Annotated in this window: 23 protein-coding genes; all 23 read left to right on the forward strand. The window is 59.5% G+C overall.

The annotated features are described in order from the left end of the window. Nucleotides 1–9: 9 nt before the first annotated feature. Nucleotides 10–798 carry a flagellar basal-body rod protein FlgG gene (gene flgG / locus CHC01_RS06570; RefSeq protein ID WP_089263432.1) on the forward strand — a complete coding sequence of 263 codons (789 nt, stop codon included), beginning with the start codon at nucleotides 10–12 and terminating at the stop codon, nucleotides 796–798. A 24-nt stretch (nucleotides 799–822) separates the two neighbouring features. Then, on the forward strand, nucleotides 823–1,299 hold the full coding sequence (flgA, locus tag CHC01_RS06575) for a flagellar basal body P-ring formation chaperone FlgA (protein ID WP_089263433.1): 477 nt from the start codon (nucleotides 823–825) through the stop codon (nucleotides 1,297–1,299). Beyond that, the gene (gene flgI / locus CHC01_RS06580) at nucleotides 1,299–2,399 is read left to right on the forward strand and encodes a flagellar basal body P-ring protein FlgI (RefSeq protein WP_176454519.1); all 1,101 of its coding nucleotides are present in this window, start codon (nucleotides 1,299–1,301) and stop codon (nucleotides 2,397–2,399) included. Before flgA ends, flgI begins: the two co-directional genes overlap by 1 nt. 66 nt (nucleotides 2,400–2,465) lie before the next feature. Continuing rightward, nucleotides 2,466–3,122, forward strand: coding sequence for a MotE family protein (locus tag CHC01_RS06585; protein WP_244558224.1), 657 nt, complete (start codon nucleotides 2,466–2,468; stop codon nucleotides 3,120–3,122). 5 nt (nucleotides 3,123–3,127) lie between these two features. Then, the gene (flgH, locus tag CHC01_RS06590) at nucleotides 3,128–3,823 is read left to right on the forward strand and encodes a flagellar basal body L-ring protein FlgH (RefSeq protein ID WP_089263698.1); all 696 of its coding nucleotides are present in this window, start codon (nucleotides 3,128–3,130) and stop codon (nucleotides 3,821–3,823) included. A gap of 12 nt (nucleotides 3,824–3,835) precedes the next feature. Continuing rightward, nucleotides 3,836–4,321, forward strand: a complete 486-nt coding sequence (locus tag CHC01_RS06595) for a flagellar basal body-associated FliL family protein (RefSeq protein ID WP_089263435.1) — start codon at nucleotides 3,836–3,838, stop codon at nucleotides 4,319–4,321. Then, nucleotides 4,318–5,052: a flagellar type III secretion system pore protein FliP gene (fliP, locus tag CHC01_RS06600; protein WP_089263436.1), complete on the forward strand. Its 735-nt coding sequence runs from the start codon at nucleotides 4,318–4,320 to the stop codon at nucleotides 5,050–5,052. Before CHC01_RS06595 ends, fliP begins: the two co-directional genes overlap by 4 nt. A 222-nt stretch (nucleotides 5,053–5,274) precedes the next feature. Then, a complete protein-coding gene (locus tag CHC01_RS33280; RefSeq protein WP_089263437.1) occupies nucleotides 5,275–6,573 on the forward strand; it encodes a flagellin N-terminal helical domain-containing protein in 1,299 nt (432 codons plus the stop codon). A gap of 129 nt (nucleotides 6,574–6,702) precedes the next feature. After that, nucleotides 6,703–8,346, forward strand: coding sequence for a flagellar basal-body MS-ring/collar protein FliF (gene fliF, locus CHC01_RS06610; RefSeq protein ID WP_089263438.1), 1,644 nt, complete (start codon nucleotides 6,703–6,705; stop codon nucleotides 8,344–8,346). Continuing rightward, complete coding sequence (locus CHC01_RS06615; RefSeq protein ID WP_089263439.1) at nucleotides 8,343–9,038, forward strand: hypothetical protein; 696 nt, start codon at nucleotides 8,343–8,345, stop codon at nucleotides 9,036–9,038. Before fliF ends, CHC01_RS06615 begins: the two co-directional genes overlap by 4 nt. Nucleotide 9,039: 1 nt before the next feature. After that, nucleotides 9,040–10,374, forward strand: coding sequence for a MotB family protein (locus CHC01_RS06620; RefSeq protein WP_089263440.1), 1,335 nt, complete (start codon nucleotides 9,040–9,042; stop codon nucleotides 10,372–10,374). Continuing rightward, on the forward strand, nucleotides 10,371–11,558 hold the full coding sequence (locus CHC01_RS06625; protein WP_089263441.1) for a chemotaxis protein: 1,188 nt from the start codon (nucleotides 10,371–10,373) through the stop codon (nucleotides 11,556–11,558). Before CHC01_RS06620 ends, CHC01_RS06625 begins: the two co-directional genes overlap by 4 nt. Then, a complete protein-coding gene (fliK, locus tag CHC01_RS06630; RefSeq protein ID WP_089263442.1) occupies nucleotides 11,555–12,784 on the forward strand; it encodes a flagellar hook-length control protein FliK in 1,230 nt (409 codons plus the stop codon). The genes CHC01_RS06625 and fliK overlap by 4 nt, the downstream gene beginning before the upstream one ends. 43 nt (nucleotides 12,785–12,827) lie before the next feature. Beyond that, complete coding sequence (locus CHC01_RS06635; RefSeq protein ID WP_176454506.1) at nucleotides 12,828–13,313, forward strand: transglycosylase SLT domain-containing protein; 486 nt, start codon at nucleotides 12,828–12,830, stop codon at nucleotides 13,311–13,313. A 74-nt stretch (nucleotides 13,314–13,387) separates the two neighbouring features. Continuing rightward, a complete protein-coding gene (locus CHC01_RS06640; RefSeq protein WP_089263444.1) occupies nucleotides 13,388–14,638 on the forward strand; it encodes a flagellar hook protein FlgE in 1,251 nt (416 codons plus the stop codon). 32 nt (nucleotides 14,639–14,670) lie between these two features. Continuing rightward, on the forward strand, nucleotides 14,671–16,140 hold the full coding sequence (gene flgK / locus CHC01_RS06645) for a flagellar hook-associated protein FlgK (protein WP_089263445.1): 1,470 nt from the start codon (nucleotides 14,671–14,673) through the stop codon (nucleotides 16,138–16,140). 5 nt (nucleotides 16,141–16,145) lie between these two features. Then, complete coding sequence (locus tag CHC01_RS06650; RefSeq protein ID WP_089263446.1) at nucleotides 16,146–17,189, forward strand: flagellar hook-associated family protein; 1,044 nt, start codon at nucleotides 16,146–16,148, stop codon at nucleotides 17,187–17,189. Between the two features lie 40 nt (nucleotides 17,190–17,229). Further along, the gene (gene flaF, locus CHC01_RS06655; protein WP_068729866.1) at nucleotides 17,230–17,577 is read left to right on the forward strand and encodes a flagellar biosynthesis regulator FlaF; all 348 of its coding nucleotides are present in this window, start codon (nucleotides 17,230–17,232) and stop codon (nucleotides 17,575–17,577) included. 8 nt (nucleotides 17,578–17,585) lie between these two features. Beyond that, nucleotides 17,586–17,993, forward strand: a complete 408-nt coding sequence (flbT, locus tag CHC01_RS06660; RefSeq protein ID WP_089263699.1) for a flagellar biosynthesis repressor FlbT — start codon at nucleotides 17,586–17,588, stop codon at nucleotides 17,991–17,993. Between the two features lie 15 nt (nucleotides 17,994–18,008). Next, nucleotides 18,009–18,416: a flagellar hook assembly protein FlgD gene (flgD, locus tag CHC01_RS06665; protein WP_089263447.1), complete on the forward strand. Its 408-nt coding sequence runs from the start codon at nucleotides 18,009–18,011 to the stop codon at nucleotides 18,414–18,416. A gap of 3 nt (nucleotides 18,417–18,419) precedes the next feature. Next, nucleotides 18,420–18,686, forward strand: coding sequence for a flagellar biosynthesis protein FliQ (gene fliQ / locus CHC01_RS06670; RefSeq protein ID WP_089263448.1), 267 nt, complete (start codon nucleotides 18,420–18,422; stop codon nucleotides 18,684–18,686). A 75-nt stretch (nucleotides 18,687–18,761) separates the two neighbouring features. Further along, nucleotides 18,762–20,849 carry a flagellar biosynthesis protein FlhA gene (gene flhA, locus CHC01_RS06675; protein WP_089263449.1) on the forward strand — a complete coding sequence of 696 codons (2,088 nt, stop codon included), beginning with the start codon at nucleotides 18,762–18,764 and terminating at the stop codon, nucleotides 20,847–20,849. Then, a complete protein-coding gene (fliR, locus tag CHC01_RS06680; protein WP_089263450.1) occupies nucleotides 20,846–21,592 on the forward strand; it encodes a flagellar biosynthesis protein FliR in 747 nt (248 codons plus the stop codon). The genes flhA and fliR overlap by 4 nt, the downstream gene beginning before the upstream one ends. Nucleotides 21,593–21,595: the final 3 nt, after the last annotated feature.

A 21,595-nucleotide genomic window follows, 5' to 3' on the forward strand; every position in this document is an offset into this window, starting at 1 on the left:
GGTTTAATCATGAGAGCTCTGGCCATTGCTGCCACCGGTATGGGCGCGCAGCAGCTTAATGTCGAAGTGATCGCGAATAATATCGCGAATATCAATACGACCTCGTACAAGCGATCCCGCGCGGAATTCACCGATCTGTTCTATCAGATCGACCGCGCGCAGGGCGTTCCCAACCGAAGCGGTGAGGGCGCAGTACCTGAAGGCGCAAAGCTCGGTCTCGGCGTGCGTTCGGCTGCTGTGCGCAAACTGCATCTGCAGGGCGCCATGGCGCAGACTGGCAACACTTATGACATGGCCATTAATGGCCGCGGCTGGTTCCAGATCGCCGGTCCGAATGGTGAGACGCTCTACACACGCGCCGGTGCATTCAACCTGAATGAAAACCGCCAGCTGGTGACGCCGGACGGCTATCTGGTGACGCCTGCGATCATCGTCCCGCAGAATGCCGTGGATGTCACTGTCAACGAGTCTGGCCAGGTCTTCGCGAAGGTCGACGGGACCGTTGCGCCTGTTCAGCTCGGGCAACTCTCGCTCGCGAACTTCTCCAATGAAGCCGGTCTGGATCCACTGGGCGGCAATCTCTATCGCGAGACGGTTTCATCCGGCGTGCCCGTTGTGGGCTTCGCAGGCGACATTGGCTACGGCAAGCTGCATCAACACTACCTGGAGAGTTCGAACGTCGATCCGGTGAAAGAAATCACTGAGCTGATATCGGCGCAGCGTTCTTATGAAATGAATTCAAAAGTCATCCAGGCGGCTGACGAGATGGCATCGACCATTTCGAAGGGCATGCGGTAATCCACAGAACGGGATCTCGGCCTGATGCGCGCAGTTACCATCGTTACCCGCTGGGTCGTGAGCCTCGTGCTCGCGACCGGCATTGCAAGCGTCGCTCAGGCCGCGGACGAGTCTGTCCGCTATCCGGTGCCGGCTACAGCGATCTATCCCGGTGACGTCATCAGGGATGAGATGATCATGGATCGCAATTTTGCGCCCAATATTCAGGGCGCAAGTGCATTCATCAACGACCGTGCGTCCCTCGTTGGCCGCATTGCGCGTCGTACACTGTTGGCGGGGCACCTGATTCCGATCAACGGTCTCGAAGATTTGAAGGCCGTCACCCGCGGGGCTGTGGTGAAGGTGCTCGTCGAGGATGACGGGCTCATTATCGTCACCTATGCAACATCCCTGCAGTCCGGCAGTGCCGGCATGATGGTGCAGCTTCGCAACCTCGATACCGGCGTTACGATTCGGGGCATCGTCCAGCAGGACGGATCAGTACGGATTCAGAACGGATGATGCTGCGTCTCCTTTGCGGTCTCCTGCTTTCGCTTTCGATCTCGGCGGCAGATGCCGCTGTGCGTGTGAAGGACATCGCCAATCTCAAGGGCGTGCGGGAGAACCAAATCCTCGGCTATGGCCTTGTGATCGGCCTCAAGGGTACCGGTGACACGTTGCGCAACGCGCCGTTCACCGAACAATCGTTGCAATCGATGCTCGACAATATGGGCATCAATATCCGTGGCACCTCGTTGCGCACGCGCAACGTTGCCGCCGTCGTTGTGACGGCCGATCTGCCGCCGTTTGTCGCGGGTGGTTCGCGAATCGACGTCGCGATCTCGTCATTGGGCGACGCATCATCCCTGCTTGGTGGAACGTTGGTGATGACGCAGTTACGCGGCGCCGATGGCGAAACCTATGCTGTCGCGCAAGGTGCTATCGCTGTAGGCGGTTACAACGTCGAAGGCGCTGCACAAACGCTTAGCCAGGGCGTGGCCACAGCTGGCCGTATCCCAAATGGCGCGCTGATCGAACGTGAAGTCAAGGGGCGTTTCAGCGAGATGGAATCGCTCATTCTTGAGCTAAAGAATCCGGATTTCGTCACCGCAACGCGTATCATGGACGCGATCAACGCGCATAGTAGCGGCCGTTACCAGAAGGTCGTGGCCTTCGAGCGCGATTATCGCACCATCGTGCTGTCGCGCCCACGCTCGACCGCGCCGGTGCGGTTTATCGCCGAAATCGAGGAGCTGCTGGTCGAGCCGGATTCGCCGGCGCGAGTGGTGGTCGACGAACGCACGGGAACGGTGGTCATCGGCCGGAATGTACAGATTTCGACGGTAGCGGTCACCCACGGAAATCTGTCGGTGCGAATCACCGAAGCGCCGATCGTGTCGCAACCGTCGCCGTTTGCCCGTCGTGGCGAGACCGTGGTGGTGCCGCAGACCTTCATCGAAGCTAACGAGCCAGGCGCCAAAATCGCGATTCTGCGCGGCGCCGATTTGCAGCGTCTGGTGCGTGGTCTCAATCAGATCGGGCTGAAGCCGCAGGGGATCATCGCGATCTTGCAGGCGATCAAGGCGGCCGGTGCGCTTCAGGCGGAACTCGTCATCCAGTAAGGCGCGGGTCAGCGTCACGCAAGCCAAAGCGTGCAACGCTCGCTTAGCTGAATCACGAGAACACGAATGGCGCGCGTCGCAAATCGATCGATCAAGTTTCTCATGCTGGTCGGTATGGTGCTGTCCACACAAGCATCGGCCGAACCCGAGCAGAAGCTCTCAAAGCCGCTGAACCTTGGTGAATTTGCAAAGACGCCGCAAGTTGCGCGCCCCCGCCCGGCTGCAAACAAGCAGGACCCGGTGGTGCGTCCGCCAGCCGATTCGGCGCTGATCACGGGCGCAATCGACAAAAAGGATAGCGCAGCCGCGAACTCCCAGGAATCCGACGTCGCGCGCTTTTGCAGCAATATCGCAGACCAGGCACTCGATGCCCGGGTGGCGTGGCAGCAGAAAGAGCTGGAAGCGACGGAATCCAAGCTGAAGCTGCGCATTGCCGAACTTGAGGCCAAGCGTGCCGAATATGAGGAATGGCTGAAGTTGCGCGAAGAATTCCTCAAAAAGGCGGAAGATAACGTCGTCGAAATCTACTCGCGCATGAATCCGGAAGCTGCGGCGCAGCAGATTGCCAGCATGGCTGATGACACGGCAGCTGCTGTTCTCGCCAAGCTGCGCGTTCGCGTTGCCAGCGCGATCCTCAATGAAATGGAACCGGCACGTGGCGCACATCTCGCTGACACGCTTGCCGGGATGCGTCGCACCGACGACGGGAAAGCCAAGAAATGATGTGGTTGAGAGTGATTCTGATTCCGGTCGCACTGTCGTGCCTGACCGGTTGCGCCAGTAATCTCGCCGAGGTTGGCCAGGCGCCCTACATGTCGCCGATCGGCAACGGTATGCAGGTCGATGCGCGCGCAATTCCGATCGAGCGGCGCGCGTATCGTAGCGCGGGCCCTCACTCGATCTGGAATGACCGCAAGGACCTCTACCGCGATTCCCGGGCAACGCGGGTCGGCGATCTTCTGACCGTGAATATTCTGATGAACGACAAGGCGATTCTCGACAACAAGACGGATCGGTCGCGGGACTCGCAGATCAAGGTGGAGTCCGACTATTCGGCCAATATTGCCAAATGGCTATCGGCCGGAAATTTCGACACCAACGTCAAATCCCAATCATCGAACAAGGGCGCTGGCAAGATCGACCGCAATGAAGAAGTGCGCTTCTCGGTGGCCGCAGTCGTTGTCGATGTGTTGCCGAACGGAAATCTCCTGGTTAGCGGCTCGCAGGAGATGCGCGTCAATTACGAAATGCGCATCGTCAATGTCGGTGGCATCGTGCGTCCGATCGATATCAGCCGCAACAACACCATCGCCTATGAGAAGATCGCCGAAGCCCGCATTTCGTATGGCGGGCGAGGCCGGTCCATGGAAGTGCAGCAGCCGAACTGGGGTCAACAGGTTTACGACCAGGTCGCGCCGTTCTGATGGGAATCGATCATGGCCGATAACACAGCGAATGAAGGCCAGCGCCCAGGATTCATGCAGTGGTTTGGCGCCCTGCTGCTCGTCACCGCGCTCTCGGTCGGGGCTGGAGCGCTGGCAAGCCTGCATCTGATGTCGACGTTCCAGCGCATCAGTGAAAGCCAGAAGGAAGTCCCAGAGAAACCGATCTCGTCGGCCTTCAATGCCAATGATCGTCTGCGCAAGATCACGCCGGTCGTGACCAATCTGGCGGCGCCGCCAAATGCCTGGATCCGCATGGAGGCATCGATCGTAACCGATAAATTGACCGAGGAGGAGGCGAGCATCGTGGTCGCTCGCATAGGTGAGGATGTTGCAGCCTATCTGCGCACGCTCACACCCGCGCAGATCGAGGGTGCCCGCGGTCTGCAGTATCTACGCGAAGACCTGAATGAGCGTGCGCTTACGCGCTCAAGCGGCAAGGTTCGTGAGCTGATTATCGAGACGCTGGTGGTGCAATGAAGCGTATCATTCCGATCCTGCTCCTGGTGCTTCTGCCGACGGCTGCAGTGGCGCAGGTTCCGGATCTGTCGACCCTGCTTCCGCAGGGCGAAGGCAGTGCCAGCGGCCGAATCATCCAGATGGTCGCGCTGCTGACGGTGCTGTCACTGGCGCCGGGCTTGCTCATCATGGTGACGAGCTTCACGCGATTCGTCGTCGCACTCTCATTCTTGCGCACCGGGCTCGGCCTGCAGACGACGCCGGCGAACATCGTGATGATCAGCCTCGCGCTGTTCCTCACATTCTATGTGATGGCGCCGACTTTTGATCGCGCGTGGGTGAACGGCCTTCAGCCCCTGATGAAGAATGAAATCACCGAGCAGGAAGCCTATTCGCGTGTCACAGATCCGTTCCGCGATTTCATGCTGCAGCATGTGCGTGAGAAGGATCTGCAAACCTTCGAGAACCTCGCTGCCGAGAGCATGAAGATCAAACTCGAAGGCCAGCGGATCGATCTGCGAATCATCATTCCGGCTTTCATGGTGTCGGAACTTCGCCGCGCATTCGAAATCGGCTTTCTTGTCGTCATGCCGTTCCTGGTGATCGACATGATCGTCGCAACGCTAACGATGTCGATGGGCATGATGATGATGCCGCCCACGGTGTTTGCGCTACCGTTCAAGGTACTATTCTTCGTACTGATCGACGGCTGGAATTTGCTCGCAGTCGGTCTTGTGAAGTCGTTTCTGTAGATCATTTGATTCATCACAAGGTAAGTGACGAATCAAATGATCGCTGTTAACTATACGAGCCGCCGCTCCCTTCAGCTTTGGGTAAGGTTTGGCGGCTAGCTTGCAATTCACGACAGGTTGGGTCGATCAGATATCGACATTCCAAAGGCATGATGCCGCCCTCTCGTACCGGTGAAAGTCCGGTATGTCCCCAGCAAATCAATCAAATTAAAGGGACATACGATGTCTAGCTTGATGACCAACTCCCAGGCCATGACCGCGCTGCAGACCCTGCGCTCGGTCGATGCCAATCTCTCCACCACGATGAACCGTATCTCGACCGGCTACCGGGTGTCGACCGCTTCCGACAACGCCGCTTACTGGTCGATCGCCACCACGATGCGTTCGGACGTTCAGGCTCTGGGCGCCGTGCAGGACGCTCTCGGCCTCGGCGCTGCGACCATCGACACCATGTATACCGGTCTGAGCGGCACGGTCGAGGTCGTCTCGTCGATCAAGGAAAAACTGGTTGCTGCCCGTACCCCGGGTGTTGACCGCGCCAAGATCCAGAGCGAAATCACCGAACTCCAGAAGCAGCTGAAGAACACTGCCGACTCGGCCGTGTTCAACGGTGAAAACTGGATCTCGGTCGATTCGCAGGACCCGACCTACAACTCCACCAAGTCGGTCGTGTCGTCCTTCTCCCGCGCTGGCGGTGTCGTTTCGGTGGATACGCTCACCATCGACCTCGACGCCATCAAGCTCTACGATACAACGCTGGACGCCGCCTACATCACGGCTCACATTGCCGCCACGACGTCGACCCTCGTTTTCGATCCGGCCACCGTCGGTGCGGCTGGCCCGCCCGCGACGACCACGGGCACGATCGCTTTCGCCGTCACGCCTCTTGGTGGAGCTGTTACGACGACCACGATCAACGTGTCGCAGACTTCCACGATTCAGGACGTCGCCAGAGCACTTAACGGTTTGGGCATCCAGGGCCTTACTGTTGGCGTCAATGCCGATGGCAAGACGCTTGAGATCAAGAACGCCAGCACGACCTCGATCGCCACCACAAGCACCAATGGCGGCGCGACCGGCGGTACCGTTGCGTTACAGCCAGCGGCTACCGCCAATGTGGCGACCCAAAAAGGCGTTCTCGACCAGACCTACGACGTCTACAAGAATGGTGGCTGGACTACCTTCAGCGTCGCTAATCTGGACATCTCGAAGTTCACCGATAGCGCCTCCGATCTGGCTGCGCTCGAGACTTACATCTCTGGTACAGACAAAGCGCTGAGCAAGATCACCGATGCCGCCACCAATCTCGGCGCCATCAAGAACCGCATCGGTCTGCAGCAGGACTTCGTGAAGACCCTGACTGACTCGCTCGATCGCGGTATCGGCCAGCTCGTCGACGCAGACATGAACGCCGAATCGACCCGCCTCCAGGCCTTGCAGACGCAGCAGCAGCTGGGCATCCAGGCGCTGTCGATCGCCAACGCCGGCAGCCAGAGCATCCTGTCGCTGTTCCGCGGCTAATCGCTCTCGCATCGTGAACAGGAATGGCCGCGACCGTCATAGGTCGCGGCCATTTCGCTTTACGGCTCTCCGTAACCCTCGGACAAGCTTCACAATCGATGATCGATTCGGAAGTGGGCAGGGGTATTTATGGTCAATCGCGAGCACGCGCAGAAGCTCTGGAACAATCTGCTTGAGCTGGGTACGAAGCGTCTCATTCTGCTCGCGGTGGTTGGCCTCGCTGTGTTTGGCGGCGTTGGCGGCGGCGCGTACTACATCAGCCGACCGGAATACAATGTTCTCTATTCGGGTCTTAGCCGCGAGGACGTGACGCGTGTCAGCTCGGTGCTGCGCGACGCGAATATCGCTTTCGATCTGAATACGGCGGGCGATATCGTCTACGTTCGTCCCGGACAGACCGCGCAGGCGCGTACGCTGCTGGCCGACAAGGGCCTGCCCAGCACCACCGGCGGCGGTTATGAGCTGTTCGACAAGATTGGCTCGCTCGGCCTGACGTCGTTCATGCAGGAAATCACGCGCGTGCGTGCGCTCGAGGGCGAGATTGCGCGGACGATCCAGGTTCTCAAAGGCGTCAAGGCAGCCCGCGTCCATATCGTGATGCCTGCGCGTGGCTCATTCCGGCGTGAGCAGTCGCCGCCATCGGCTTCGGTCGTATTGCGAACGGATGGTCCGGCGGATGCACGCACGGCACGCTCCGTGCGTCATCTCGTAGCCGCGGCTGTGCCGGGAATGACCGCGGACAAGGTCACCGTGCTCGACAGTGACGGTTCGCTGCTTTCGGACGATGACGGCAGCGGCAGCGTCGGGGCAACGCCGACCACGATGGCCAATTTGCAGAAGGTCGTCAGCCGCTCGATCCAGGAGAATGTGAGCCGGGCACTGACACCCTATCTGGGGCTCGATAACTTCGAGGTCAGCGTTGCGACCCAGCTGTCGACCGACAAGAAACAGACCAATGAGACGGTCTACGATCCGGATTCGCGGGTGCAGCGCTCCGTACGCGCTGTGCGAGAGAAGGAAACGTCACAGAGCCTCGATCGGCAGCAACCGACAACCGTTCAGCAGAACCTGCCAGATCAGCAGGTCAATGCGACCGGCGCCAAGAATCAGAATGACGAGAAGCAGCGCCGCGAAGACATCACCAATTACGAAGTTTCGTCGAAGACGGTGACGACCACGAGCGATGGTTTCGTGGTGAACAAGATGTTCCTTGCTGTTCTGGTCAACCGGCCGCGTCTCATTGCGAGCCTTGGCGACAAGGTGAGCGATGCTGCGATCGAAGCCAAGGTCGCGGAGATCTCGCAGATTGCTGCGACCGCAGCTGGCATCGATCGCCCGCGCGGCGACCAGATTCAGGTTTCGGCGGTCGAATTCATGGAAGGTGCGCGCGATCTCGCGCCGGTGCCGTCGATCACCTTCACAGAGGTGATGATGCGCCAAGCGGGCAGTCTCGTGAGTGCCATCACCATCCTGGCCGTGGCCGGTATGCTGATCTGGTTCGGTCTGCGCCCCGCGATCAATACGATCCTGGCCAGCGCGAAGACGGACGAGACAACGCAGTTCCAGGCGGAGACGAATGCGCTGCTCAGTGGCGGCAGCACGATGGCGGCCGCGGCTCTGTCAGGAGGCGAGGCTCCGCCCAATCTTATCCAGGATGTCTCGAGCAGTATGCAGAATACGCCACAGAAGCGGCTGGAACAGATCATCCAGCTTGATGAGAAGCAGGCGGCAGCGATTCTGAAACAATGGATCAGACAAGAGGAAGCGGTATGAGCGCAGAGCAAGTCGCACGTCTGATCGCCGATTTCGATCGACCGGAGCCGCCAAAAACACGCAGCCGCGTCGTTCCGTTCGACCATCTGCATCACTCCAGCGTGCAGCCGCAGCATCAGCCGCTTCTGCAGAAGGCAAAGCAGCAACCGTCGTTTCAACCGCAGCCGCAGATGCAGCCAAAGCCGCCTCTCGTGCAGGAGGATGATGGCTATGAGCGCGGTCGCGCCGAAGGCTATGCGAGTGCACTCGCCGAGTTCGAACGGCGCATGGAGCAAGAGAAGCAGGCACTTGCGGCGCAGGCCGCCGAAGAACGGCAGCAACTGCTCAACGAGACTGCGGCTAAGCTCGCCGGCGATATCGCCGAAATGGGTGACCAGTTGCAGGGAAGAATCGCCGGCGTAGCCGCTCGACTTCTCGAGCCGCTCATCAGTAACGCCGTGCAGAAACAGGCCGTTACGTCATTCATCGAGCATCTGTCGTCGATCACGACCGATAGCCGCCGCCCGGTCCTGCGCATCACCGGTCCATCGGACTTGCTCGAATTGATCCGCAGCAAGCTCGGCGTCCGCGCCATTGCATCGGAATTGCGTGCCGGCCCCGAAACAGAAGCGTCGATTGTCGTTGATCAGATCGTGCTTGAGACCCAGCTCAAGATATGGACCGAGCGCTTGAAAATGGCGGTCCAAAGCTGAGATGGCCGATCCGCTTCCGCCAGAAATAGTAATTATCCGCCGTCGCAGTTCGCTTGAGAGCGGCGAGACGAAGAACAGCGTCTGGAAAATCGCTTACGCCGACTTCATGACGGCGATGATGGCATTCTTCCTGGTGATGTGGCTGATCAATGCCACCAATCAGGAAACGCGCGAAAGCGTGGCTACCTATTTCAATCCGATCAAGCTGACGGACTCGACGCCGGATCGTAAAGGCATCAACGATGCCCGGCGGGTTGACCCCGGCAAGGCCGTGGAAGGCGAGAGCAAGTGGCCGCATCCGGAGCCAGGTCAGCCGACGGATTCGCTCGCGCGTCCGCAACCTCCGCAGCCACGCTATGGCGAGGCGACGTTGTTTCGCGATCCTTATGCGGTGTTGTCGGAGATTGCCGGCGGTCCACCGCGTCCGGGGCAGACCAGCGCGGCGCTCGACCCAAATCGCAAAGAGGGGCTGAAGGGCGGAGAGGCTTATCGAGACCCCTTCGATCCTATCAACTGGCCGATGGCGTCGATCTCGTCGCTCGAGAAGAAGCTGTCGGGACGTAAGGACGCCGGCAGCCTACCATTCGGCGAAGATGTTGCTGTTGCAAGCGAGGGCCAGGAGCAGCGCCCGCTCGACGCCAAACCTGATGCCACCGGCACCCCAGGGCGGGAGATGTCCGGATCGAATTCTACTCTCACGAAATCCGACAAGCAGGAGGCACCGAAGCCCGCCGGGTTGTTTGCTGACGATGGCGACAAGTCCAATCCGGCAGCGGGTCGCCCGCAACCGGCGCAGGCAGACAAGACTGCAGCGCCGGCTGACAAATCCCAGGCGCAGCCTGACAAGGTGCCCGCCCAGGCCGAAAAGGCCCAGCCGATGGACGCCGCCAAGCTCCAGGCCGCAATCTCGGCAGCACTGGCCGCCATTGGACCGGCGCGTCCGGTGGCCGAAGTGAGGGAAACCCCCGAAGGACTTCTGATCAATCTGACGGACGACGTGAATTACGGAATGTTTGCCAACGGCTCCGCCGAGCCCACGCCCGGTCTCGTTCGTGCGCTCGACAAGATCACGCCGATGATCGCGCAGAACCGGGGTCAGGTCATCGTGCGCGGTCACACCGATAGCCGCGTCTATCGGACGTCGGAATATGACAATTGGCGGCTTTCGACGGCGCGTGCGCATATGGCGTATCACATGCTGGTGCGCGGCGGCCTCGACGCCGGGCGGGTCGAGCGCATCGAGGGCTATGCGGACCGCCGGCCGAAAATTCAGAACGACCCGCTTGCCGCGCAGAACCGGCGGATCGAGCTTCTGATCCGTGCTCCCGTGCTATGACCAGCGCCAGGATCATTGCAGCAACGCTTCTAGCCTGTCTTGGCAGTGCACATGCGCAGCCGGCCGACGACCAAATGCGCGAGCCGTATCAGATGGTTCGTTCATTGCAGATGCTGCAAGATCAGATCGCGCGCGGCGATCTCGATGCTCACAATTCCCAACCCGCCCTGCTGAAGCGCCTGGGTGAGAACTTCCTGAAAGCCGATGCCGCCGTCTGGAAGGAGCCGCGCAATTCGCGCGCAGCTGTCACCTTCCTCTTGAGTGGCGGGTCGCCGCAAGTGGTTGCGAGCCTCCGCTCCCGCAACGTGCTGAATATTGACGAGGCCATTGTCGACGGCGCCATCGCCTATGTCGAAGGGCGCACAGACGAAGCGAAATCGAAGCTTGCCAATATCAAGCCACGCAGCCTGCCTGCGGCACTCGGTGCGGAGATTGCGCTGGTGCAATCGGCGCTGGTTGCGCAGGATGACCTGAAGGTCGCGATCGCATTGCTTGACGAGGTGCGGTTGATGATGCCGGGCACGCTGGTCGAGGAAGCGGCACTGCGTCGCGAGATTTTCATCGTCGGGCAGGACGACGACTTCGACAAGTTCGAAGCCCTCGCGGTGCGCTACTTTCGCCGATATAGGCATTCTATCTATGCAGGCAATTTCCGCCAGCGCTTTGCGCTCTCTGTTGCACGCTTCAGCTTCGTGCAGCGTCCCGATCGTTTCCCGCGTCTTGTCGCCGTGCTCGATCATCTCGATCGGGCGAGCCAGCGGGCACTCTATCTTCTGATTGCAAGAACGGCATTGGTTCGCGGCAAGACTGAAATGACCGTGCTTGCCGCCGACCGTGTATTTGCATTGTCCGATGACGATAGCGCCGAGCGCGTCCGCGCGCGCCTGTATCGTGCCGCGGCACGCGTCGCCACATCGGCACACAGTACGGCAATCGCCGAGCTTGAGCAGATCGACAAGGCAAAACTGTCCGAACGTGACGTCGAACTGCAAACCGCGGCGCTTGCCATTGGACTGAATGTTCGAAAGGCACTGCCGGAGGCAAAGGCCAAGAGCGACGGAAGCAGCGAAGTGAAGACGGCCATGCGGCCGCGCATTGATTTTAGCCGCTCTCTCGCCGCCGTCGACCGCGCGCAAAAGCTGCTCGATGCGTCGCAGGAACAATTAAAGGAGAAAACCCGATGAACAATGCCGATCTCCTGATGGCAGCGCTTCGCCAGACAGCGGCCGGAAAGGCTGGGACGAAAGGCGGATTGAACGGCGGTGCCCATGCCAAGGACGGCAAGGAGAAGGCCGATCACTTTCGCGAGCAGCTCCGCCTGATCTCAAAGGAGTCCAAAACAGTCACGCCGCATGTCGCCAAGGCAGCCGATGACGCGAAAATCGTTGACGCAAAGCCGGTGCTCGACGCGGCATCCGTTCTTGCGGAATTGACGGGTGAGGTCGCGCAAAAACCAAACGTCAGTGACGACCAATCCGATGATGACGATTCAAAGGCCACGAGGGGCGAGGAGAGCGCGACAAAATCTGCACCCTGGCACGGATCGGATCCCGCGCTCAGCGCGGTAATGGCCAAATTCGATCACGCGCATTCGCCTTTACCAAGCAACGACAAATCGACGTCTCGCATTTCGGTACCGGACGTGAAGGCAGATGATGCTCCGCGCGATCCCACGACACCCGTTCACGTCGCAACGGCCGACGTGCCTGACGCCGATGCGGCTGCCACGCAACGGTTTACGTTGGCGGTTGAGACGACGGATACCAAGCCGCTTCCGGTTGCGAAGGCGGTTGTCCGTGAACAAGAGACGCATTTCGAACCCGTGCAACAGGTCACGACGCTGCAGAAGATCGTCGATCGAATGGCGACTGATCTGGCAACCGTCGCATCACCTGAAGGGGCTCGCGCGGCCGACGCGCCGGGGCTCGAAACGAACAAGACCGCGGATAGCCGGCCGGTGCGCATGATGACGCTCGAACTCGATCCGCCCAATCTCGGTTCTGTCACCGTGAAGATGCGGCTTGCTGGCGATTCCGTGGAGATTCATCTCACTGCGGATCGCTACGAGACCACGCAGATGCTGCGACAGGAGCGCGGTGCGCTCACCGACGCCATGCAGTCGGCTGGGTACTCGTTCGATATCGCAGCGATCGACCATACCCGCACCCCCGACTCAAATCTGAACAACGGTCAGCAGCAGCAGCAACAACAGATGCCGTCCGATCATCGCTCTTCGCTGCCGTCGTCGGGCGGATCGCAGGCGGATGGTGGTTCTTCGGGCCGGTCATCCGGCGATTCGCAGAACGGCACACGGCATAACAGGCAGGATCATGAGCAATCGCCAAGGCCGGCAGAACGGCAGCAGGATCAGAATAGCAGCCGGGTTCGCAGCAGCACTGTTTATATCTAGCGCTGCGACCAATGCGCGGGCCGAAGGCCCGTGCGAGCGGGAGATGGCACGAGCGGCACGCCGCCATAATGTACCACTCGGCGTGCTCTTTGCTGTCGGACTCAGCGAGACTGGACGCAAGGGCGTGCTGAATCCCTATGCGCTCAATGTCGATGGCCGGACGGTGCTCGCCACCGATCTGCGCAACGCCGTTGCGCGCTTCGCCGAGGAGAAAAGCAGGGGCGCGAAGCTGGTCGATCTCGGCTGCATGCAGATCAATCACCGCTATCACGGCGAGAAGTTTCCCAGTGTGGAAGCGATGTTCGATCCCGCGCGCAATGTCGATTATGCCGCGCGATTTCTGAAAGATCTGCGTGAGCGCGAGGGAAACTGGACGATGGCTGTCGCGCGCTACAACGCCGGTCCGACTAACGTTGTCGGCCAAAAACGCTACATCTGCAGTGTCATCGGCAGCCTTGTCGCCAGCGGATTTGGGTCGTGGACGAGCAAGGCCCGCGATTTTTGCGCCGAGCGCACTGCGTCACGATGACCCTGTGGATAACCGCCAGCCTCGCGCAAGCAACTTCAACTCTAATACTTCACACGTGAAACGGAGGATAATCGATGAGTCTGTATGGGGTGATGCGCACAGGCGGCTCCGGCATGAACGCGCAGTCGAACAAACTGGCGACGGTCGCTGACAATATCGCCAACGTGAATACCACAGGCTACAAGCGCGCCTCGACGGAATTCTCCTCCCTTATCCTTCGCAGCGGAACCGGAAACTACAATTCCGGCAGCGTCGAGACGCAGGTTCGTTACGCGATCTCTGATCCCGGTACGGCGAATTACACGACTTCTGCGACCGATATGATGATTCAGGGCAATGGCTTTTTCGTCGTCAGCGATGCGGGTGGCACGCCTTACCTCACGCGCGCTGGCTCTTTCGTTCCGGATGGCCAGGGCAATCTCTACAATACCGGTGGCTACTATCTGATGGGCTACAACATCAAGAATGGTGCCCAGCCGAACGTCGTTGCCAACGGCCTCGGCAATCTCGAGGTCGTAAACATCGCGCAGCAGTCCTTGCTGGGAAATCCGACGACCCAGGCAGGTATCAGTAGCGCCAACCTGGATTCCAATGCTGCGATCAGCGCCGGACCGCCGAACTTTACGTCGAAAACGTCGGTCATCACCTACGATAATATTGGAAATGCGGTGAAACTTGACATGTATATGTTCAAGACAGCCGCCAATACATGGGATGTGCAGATCTACAACAGCGCAGGCGCGGCAGCAGGCGGCGGCTTCCCCTATGCAGCCGGGTCGCAGCTGGGCACCACCCAGACATTTACCTTCGACGTCAGCGCCACCGGCAAGGGCCGCCTCGCTGCCGCGAGCCCGACCTCGATGGCCTTCACGATCCCGGGCGGCTCGCCCGTCACTTTCGATATGTCGAGTATGACGCAGGTCGCGGACGAGTTCCAGTTAAAGGCCACGACCAACGGCAACGCGCCGAGCGCGCTCGACCGTGTGGAGGTGAGCTCAGACGGCACCATGTATTCGATCTTCGACGACGGCACGCGAATCGCGAGCTACAAGATCCCGCTGGCGACGGTACCGAGTCCCGACAATCTCTCGCCCGAAGTCGGGAATGTCTATTCGATCAGCACCAACTCCGGCAACATCCAGGTTGATTTCGCGGGCAATAGCGGTCTCGGTACCATCAAGCCGGAAGCGCTCGAAGCATCCAACGTCGATCTGGCCAACGAGCTCACGGCGATGATCGAGTCGCAGCGTGGCTACACCGCGAATTCCAAGGTGTTCCAGACCGGCGCTGACCTGCTCGACGTACTCGTCAACCTGAAGCGCTAGCGCACAGCGCGGATCACTGACGGGAGTCTCCAATGTCACTTACGGTCGCACTCAATTCGGCCCGCTCGTCGCTTATGGCGTCGGGCGTCCAGTCTTCCGTCATCTCGCGCAACGTCGCCGGCCTGCATCAGGACGGCTACTCCCGCAAGAATGCTCTGATCGTTTCCCAGCCGGGCAGCGGTGTCTATGTCAGTGGTATTCAGCGGGCCGCCAGCGCCGGCTTGTTCAACAATGTCGTCAAGGCGGTATCGAACACCGCACAGCAGGATGCCCTTTATAACGGTCTGCAGAAGGTTGCGGCTGTCACCATCGACGACCCCGAGCTCGATCAGTCTGCCGCGGCGCAACTGGCCAAGCTGAAAAGCGCCCTGCAGCAATATGCATCGGCGCCGGATAACGTAACGTTCGCGAATTCCGCCGTCACGGCGGCCAAAAATGTTGCCGCATCGCTGAACGATTCGACCAACACCGTGCAGACTGTTCGCGCGGATGCCGACGCCGAAATGGCGACGTCGGTCGGGAATATCAATCAGCTTCTGGCGCAATTCGAGACGGTCAATACGGCAATCATCAAGGGCACGATCTCCGGCTCCGACGTCACCGACTACCTTGATACGCGCGATAGTATCCTGTCGAAGCTGTCCCAGGAGGTTGGGATCACGTTTGCCACCCGCACAAACAATGACATGGTTGTCTATACGGATTCCGGGGTCACGTTGTTCGAGCGTACCGCTCGCTCCGTAACCTTCGCTCCGACAAATTCCTACACGGCCGCCACAACGGGTAACGCTGTGGTCATCGATGGCGTTCCCGTTACCGGCGCTAACGCGATCATGCCGATCGGCTCCGGCAAGCTCGCTGGTCTCGCGACGCTTCGCGACGACAAGATGGTGACCTATCAGAATCAGCTCGACGAAGTTGCGCGCGCCGTGATCGAGATTTTTGCCGAGAAGGACCAGAGTGCTGCCGCTGGACCAGACCAAACCGGCCTCTTCACCTATGCCGGTGGACCCGGAATGCCGACCACGGGCGTGATCAATACCGGACTCGCCGGCACGATCAAGGTGACAGCCTTGGTCGATCAGGCCCTTGGCGGCAATCCGAGCCTGATCCGCGATGGTGGGATCAATGGCGTTAATTACGTCTACAATGCCGGCGGTGAGGCGGGTTTCTTCGCCCGCATTCAGGGCCTCGTCGATGGCATGGCGGCATCCCGAACCTATGATCCGGCCGCGCTCGGCAAGCCTAGCGGCAGCCTCATCGACTTTGCCGGCTCCTCGGTGAGTTGGCTGGAATCGCAACGCAAGAGCGTCGGCGACGACGCCACCTATAGCCAGACGCTCCTGGAGCGCAGCGCCGATGCGTTGTCGAACGTCAATGGCGTCAACATGGATGATGAGATGACCTTCATGTTGCAGGTCGAACGCACTTTCTCGGCATCGTCGAAACTGATCTCAACGATCGACGACATGCTGAAAGAACTTCTGATGGCGGTGGGGTAATCGATATGGCTACAAATTTCATTTCATCGAACTCGATCTCGACCACCCTGCGCATCTCCGCGTCGAAAAGCCAGGTGGCGATCTCAAAAGCCACCAAGGAGGCGACGACAGGAAGACTCGCTGACGTCGGGGGGAGTCTTGGTGCACTCACGGGTCGCGACGTGACCCTGCGTGCGGAGCTTCTCGATATGGAGAAAATCGTCGATACCAATGCACTCGTGAGTGCCCGCCTGGACGTCACGCAGGAGCGTGTTTCGCAATTGATCGAGACGGCACAGTCCTTCCAGAAGGATCTGCTGGCGGCGCGCAATTCGGCAAATGGCGGCGTCATCATCGCCCAGCCGGCGGCGTCGAATCTCCAGTCGCTTCTTACGACGCTCAATGTTTCGATGGACGGGCAATATCTTTTCGCCGGCATCAACACGGCGCAACAGCCGATGACGCCTTATCAGACCGGTTCGGCCAGCAAGACGGCGATCGATGCGGCCTTTACTGCCGCTTTTGGTTTTCCGCCCGGTGACGTGGCTGCCGTAAATATCACCCCCGCCGCCATGAATAACTTCCTCGACAATGCGTTTGCGACCGAATTCGACGATCCGGCCTGGGGAACGAACTGGTCTTCGGCATCCGATCAGGTCATGCGCAGTCGCATCTCTACGACACAAACCGTCGATTCCTCCGCCAGCGCCAATGACAAGGCATTCCGGAACCTGGCGATGGCCTACACGATGCTCAGCGGGCTTGGTCTGGAAACTCTGAATCAGAGCGCGTTCCAGGCCGTTACAGACAAGGCGCTGCTGCTGGTCGGCGGTTCGGTGTCCGACCTTGCGAGTGTCGGTGCACGCCTCGGAACCGCGCAGGAACAGACAACAAATGCTACCAGTCGTCTCAAGGTGCAGACCGACATCGTCAACAAGCAGATCAACGCTATGGAAGTGGTCGATCCGGAAGAGGCATCCGTCCGGGTCAACTCTCTGAAAAATCAGTTGGAGATGTCGCATGCGCTGACCGCGCAAATTCAGAACCTCAGCATCCTCAATTATCTCTGATAGGTGGGCTGATCTATGAAGCAACAGGTTATCGATTGAAATGACACTGGCAGGTTACGACGCGGAAATCGAGGATAGCGGCCGCGAGGCGCGATCCAGGGAACAACAAGCGCTCAATCACGGAATTAAACTACTTCAGAAAATCCAGAGCGGAGCGCTTGCTTCATCCGAAGAAACAGATGCCTTACTCTATATTCGTAATCTCTGGACCTTCTTCATACAAGATCTGTCGAATCCACGAAACGGCCTGCCGGAGCAGTTGCGAGCGCAACTGATTTCGATTGGTCTCTGGGTCATCAAGGAAGCCGAGCGCCTCCGGGAAGGGCAGTTGTCGGACGTGAGCGATCTCGTTGCGATCAATATCGTCATTCGGGATTCGCTGGCATGAAGAAGCCAATGTGCATATCGCTGCGATCTGGCGAGAAAATTTATATTAACGGCGCAGTTTTACGGGTCGACCGCAAGGTGACGCTGGAACTGATCAACGACGTGACCTTCCTGCTGGAAAGCCAGGTCATGCAGGTCGCCGATGCAACGACACCGCTCCGGCAGCTCTATTTCGTTGTGCAACTGATGTTGATGAGCCCGGGCGATATCGAACAGGCGCGTGCGGTCTTTGGACATCAGCGCTGCGCGATCTACGCGGCGGCCGACAACAAGGAATTGTTGCAGGGCCTCGATGCGATCGAGGAGCTCGTCGAGGCTAAACGTTATTACGAGGCGTTGCGGAAGATCCGGGCTCTGTTCGAAGTCGAACAGGCGATCCTGATCGGCGCGGACATGCTGCTGCCGGTCGTGGCCTAACCCAGGGAGAGCGAGATGATCGTCAACGGCGTAGATACCGCGAAATCCACAACAAACACGACGTCAACGACGTCGTCGACCAACATGATCGACTACAATGGCTTCCTGCAGCTTCTGATCGCGCAGATGCGCAACCAGGATCCCACCAATCCGACCGATTCAACCGAATATATGAGCCAGCTTGCACAGCTGTCGTCGGTCGAGCAAGCAGTTCAGACCAATGCAAAGCTCGACACGCTGCTTTCGACCAGCGCGATTACCCAGGCAGAAGGCCTGATCGGCCGCACTGCTTCATTCACGGATGAAAGCGGAACGAGCACGACCGGCAAGATCAAAGAAGTCTATATCATCCAGGGCGGTGCGGTCGCGACGCTCGAAAACGGCACGAAGGTCCAGCTCGGGCCCGGCATCACGATCAGCTGAGCCATGAACGAGCGCGACGCCCTCGATATCGCCCAACAGGCGATCTGGACCATCATCGTTGCCGCCGGCCCGGCGGTCGGTTCCGCGATGTTCGTCGGCATCGTCATTGCCCTCCTGCAGGCGCTGACCCAGGTACAGGAAATGACGCTGACCTTCATCCCCAAGATCGTGGTGATGTTAATCGTGGTCGCCGTCACCGGCTCCTTCATGGGAGCCCACATCTTTGCCTTCACCGAAGTGCTCTACGGTCGGATCGAACGCGGCTTCTAGCCGCCATCGTCTCCACCATCTTCACGCAAGGTCGGCGCTGCACAGTGCGGCCATGATATTCGTGCGAGAATTGCCATGGCCGACGTAATGATTTCAGCCCTGCCGGCCGAACGGCGGGCCGGCACGGACGTGGCCTTTGCGTTCGGCATCGTCACCATTCTGGTGATGCTGGTGCTGCCGGTTCCGACGATCCTGATCGACCTCGGCCTGGCCTTCTCGATCGCGTTGTCCGCGCTGATCCTGATGGTGTCGCTGTGGATTCAGCGGCCGCTGGATTTTTCGGCATTTCCCACCGTGCTGCTGATCGCCACCATCCTGCGTTTGGCGCTCAACGTCGCGACCACACGCGTGATCCTGTCGCATGGCGGTGAAGGAGAACACGCCGCCGGCTATGTCGTCGCCGGCTTCGCCAAATTCGTGATGGGCGGTGATTTCGTCATCGGTCTGATCATCTTTGCAATTCTCGTTACCGTGAATTTCGTAGTGATCACCAAGGGTGCGACGCGTATCGCCGAAGTCGGCGCTCGTTTTTCGCTTGACGCCATTCCGGGCAAGCAAATGGCGATCGACGCCGACCTGTCGGCGGGTCTGATCGATGACAAGGAAGCGCAGCGCCGGCGCCACGAGCTGGAGGAGGAGAGTTCGTTCTTCGGCGCCATGGATGGTGCCTCGAAATTCGTGCGCGGCGACGCCATTGCCGGCCTGATCATCACGGCCATCAACATCTTTGGTGGCATCATCATCGGCGTCACTCATCATGGCATGGAGTTGTCACGCGCCGCTGACGTCTTCACCAAGCTCTCGGTTGGTGACGGCCTAGTCTCGCAGATACCGGCGCTGATCGTGTCGCTCTCGGCCGGCCTGCTCGTCTCCAAGGGCGGTACCCGCGGCTCTGCCGAGCAGATGGTGCTGAAGCAGCTCGGAAAATATCCGCGTGCCCAGTCAGTCGCTGCAATGATGATGTTCGCGCTTGGCTTGCTCCCCGGCTTGCCGTTCCTGCCATTCGCACTGCTGGGTAGCGCGATGGCCTTTATGAGCTTCTCGCTGCCACGTCAGCAGGCGGCCCGCGCCAAGCTGGAACAGGCACGTATCGCGCAGGTTCAGGAAAAAGCGCAGATCGAGAACAGGGATTCCGTCAAGGAATTGCTCAAGACCTCCGATATCGAGCTCTGCGTCGGTAGCCAGCTTGCGATCCAGATGCTGAATGCCCATGGCGAACTGGCGCATCGCGTCGCCAAGGTTCGGCGGCGTTTCGCTGCCCAATATGGCTTCGTCATTCCCGAGATCAAGCTGACCGATGACCTCTCCATCGGGCCGAAGTCATATCGTATCAAGATCTACGGCACCGTCGTGGCCCATCACGAATTACGTATCGGCGAGTCTCTCGTGTTGTTTGACGGCGATCGGAAGCCGGATGTTCCGGGCGACGAGACAATCGAACCCGCTTTCGGGATGAAGGCGATGTGGGTTCCGGAGACGTTTATTGATGAAGTCAAACAGGATGGATTCAAGATCGCTGACAATATCTCGGTGCTGCTCACGCATCTCAGTGAGGTTGTCCGCAACAATCTGGCCCAGCTCCTTACCTACAAGGACACTCGCGCACTGATTGAACGGCTCGATCCCGAATACAAGCGGCTGATCGAGGATATGGTGCCATCGCAGATTTCTTATTCAGGACTGCAGGCGGTGTTCAAGCTTCTGCTGGCAGAGCGTATCTCGATCCGCAATCTGCATCTCATTCTGGAAGCCATCGCCGAGATCGCGCCGCATGTGCGTCGGTCCGAGCATGTGGCCGAGCACGTACGGATGCGCATTGCGCAGCAGATCTGCGGCGATTTCGCCGACAACGGCGTGCTCAAGGTGCTCCGCCTCGGCAATCGCTGGGACCTCGCCTTTCATCAAAGCATCAAGCGCGACGCCAAGGGTGAGATCGTGGAATTCGACGCCGATCCGCGGCTGGTCGAGCAATTTGCGGATGACGTGTCGGTTGCGGTCCGCAAGGCGGCTGCCAACGGCGACACTGCGGTGTTGGTGGCGCCGCCCGATGTCCGCCCCTATGTGCGCATGATCACCGAACGTATGTTCCCCACGCTGCCGGTGCTGTCGCATGTGGAGATCGCACGGGGGGCCGAGGTGATGTCGCTCGGAGCTGTGTCTTGATCGCAAGCAGCTCCGTCTCCATTCTAGCCACGTTCCTGATCTTTTGCCGTATCGGAACTTGCATGATGGTGGCGCCGGGCTATTCCCGCGTCAATATCCCGACACAGATCCGGTTGTTCCTCGCCATCAGCGTCACCTTGATGCTCACACCTCTGCTGGAGTCTACGGTCCGGCCTGCTGTGGAAGCGGCGACGGCGCCGGATCTCCTCCGCCTGATCATGTCCGAGCTGATGGTGGGCCTGGTCATTGGACTCACTGCACGGATGTTCTTCGCGGCGCTGGAAACGATGGCTACATTCGTCGCGTCGGGGATCGGTCTGACCCTCCCTGGTGTCGCCGACGATGGCGAGCATGTGCCAGCGCTGGTGCCGCTGATCACGCTGACTGCGACGGTGGTCTTCTTTGTAACCGACCAGCATTGGGAATTGTTGCGCGGCCTGGTCGGGTCCTATCAGATCTGGTTGCCGGCAACCGGGATCAGCGCCGAGGGCGGGTTGACGCAACTCGTAGATCATCTCTCCATGGCCTTTACGCTGGCGCTCCGGGTCGCCAGTCCCTTCGTCGTCTATGCTGTCATCGTCAATTTCGCGGTTGGTCTCGCCAATAAACTGACGCCAAGCATTCCCGTCTACTTTATCTCGATTCCCTTTGTACTCACTGGCGGTCTGTTGCTGCTCTATCTCACGGGCCGCGAAATGGTGCTGCAATTCAGCATCGCTTTCGCATCCTGGCTGTCCGGGTGACGA

This window comes from Tardiphaga sp. OK246 (assembly GCF_900188215.1).
Taxonomy (GTDB): Bacteria; Pseudomonadota; Alphaproteobacteria; order Rhizobiales; family Xanthobacteraceae; genus Tardiphaga; species Tardiphaga robiniae.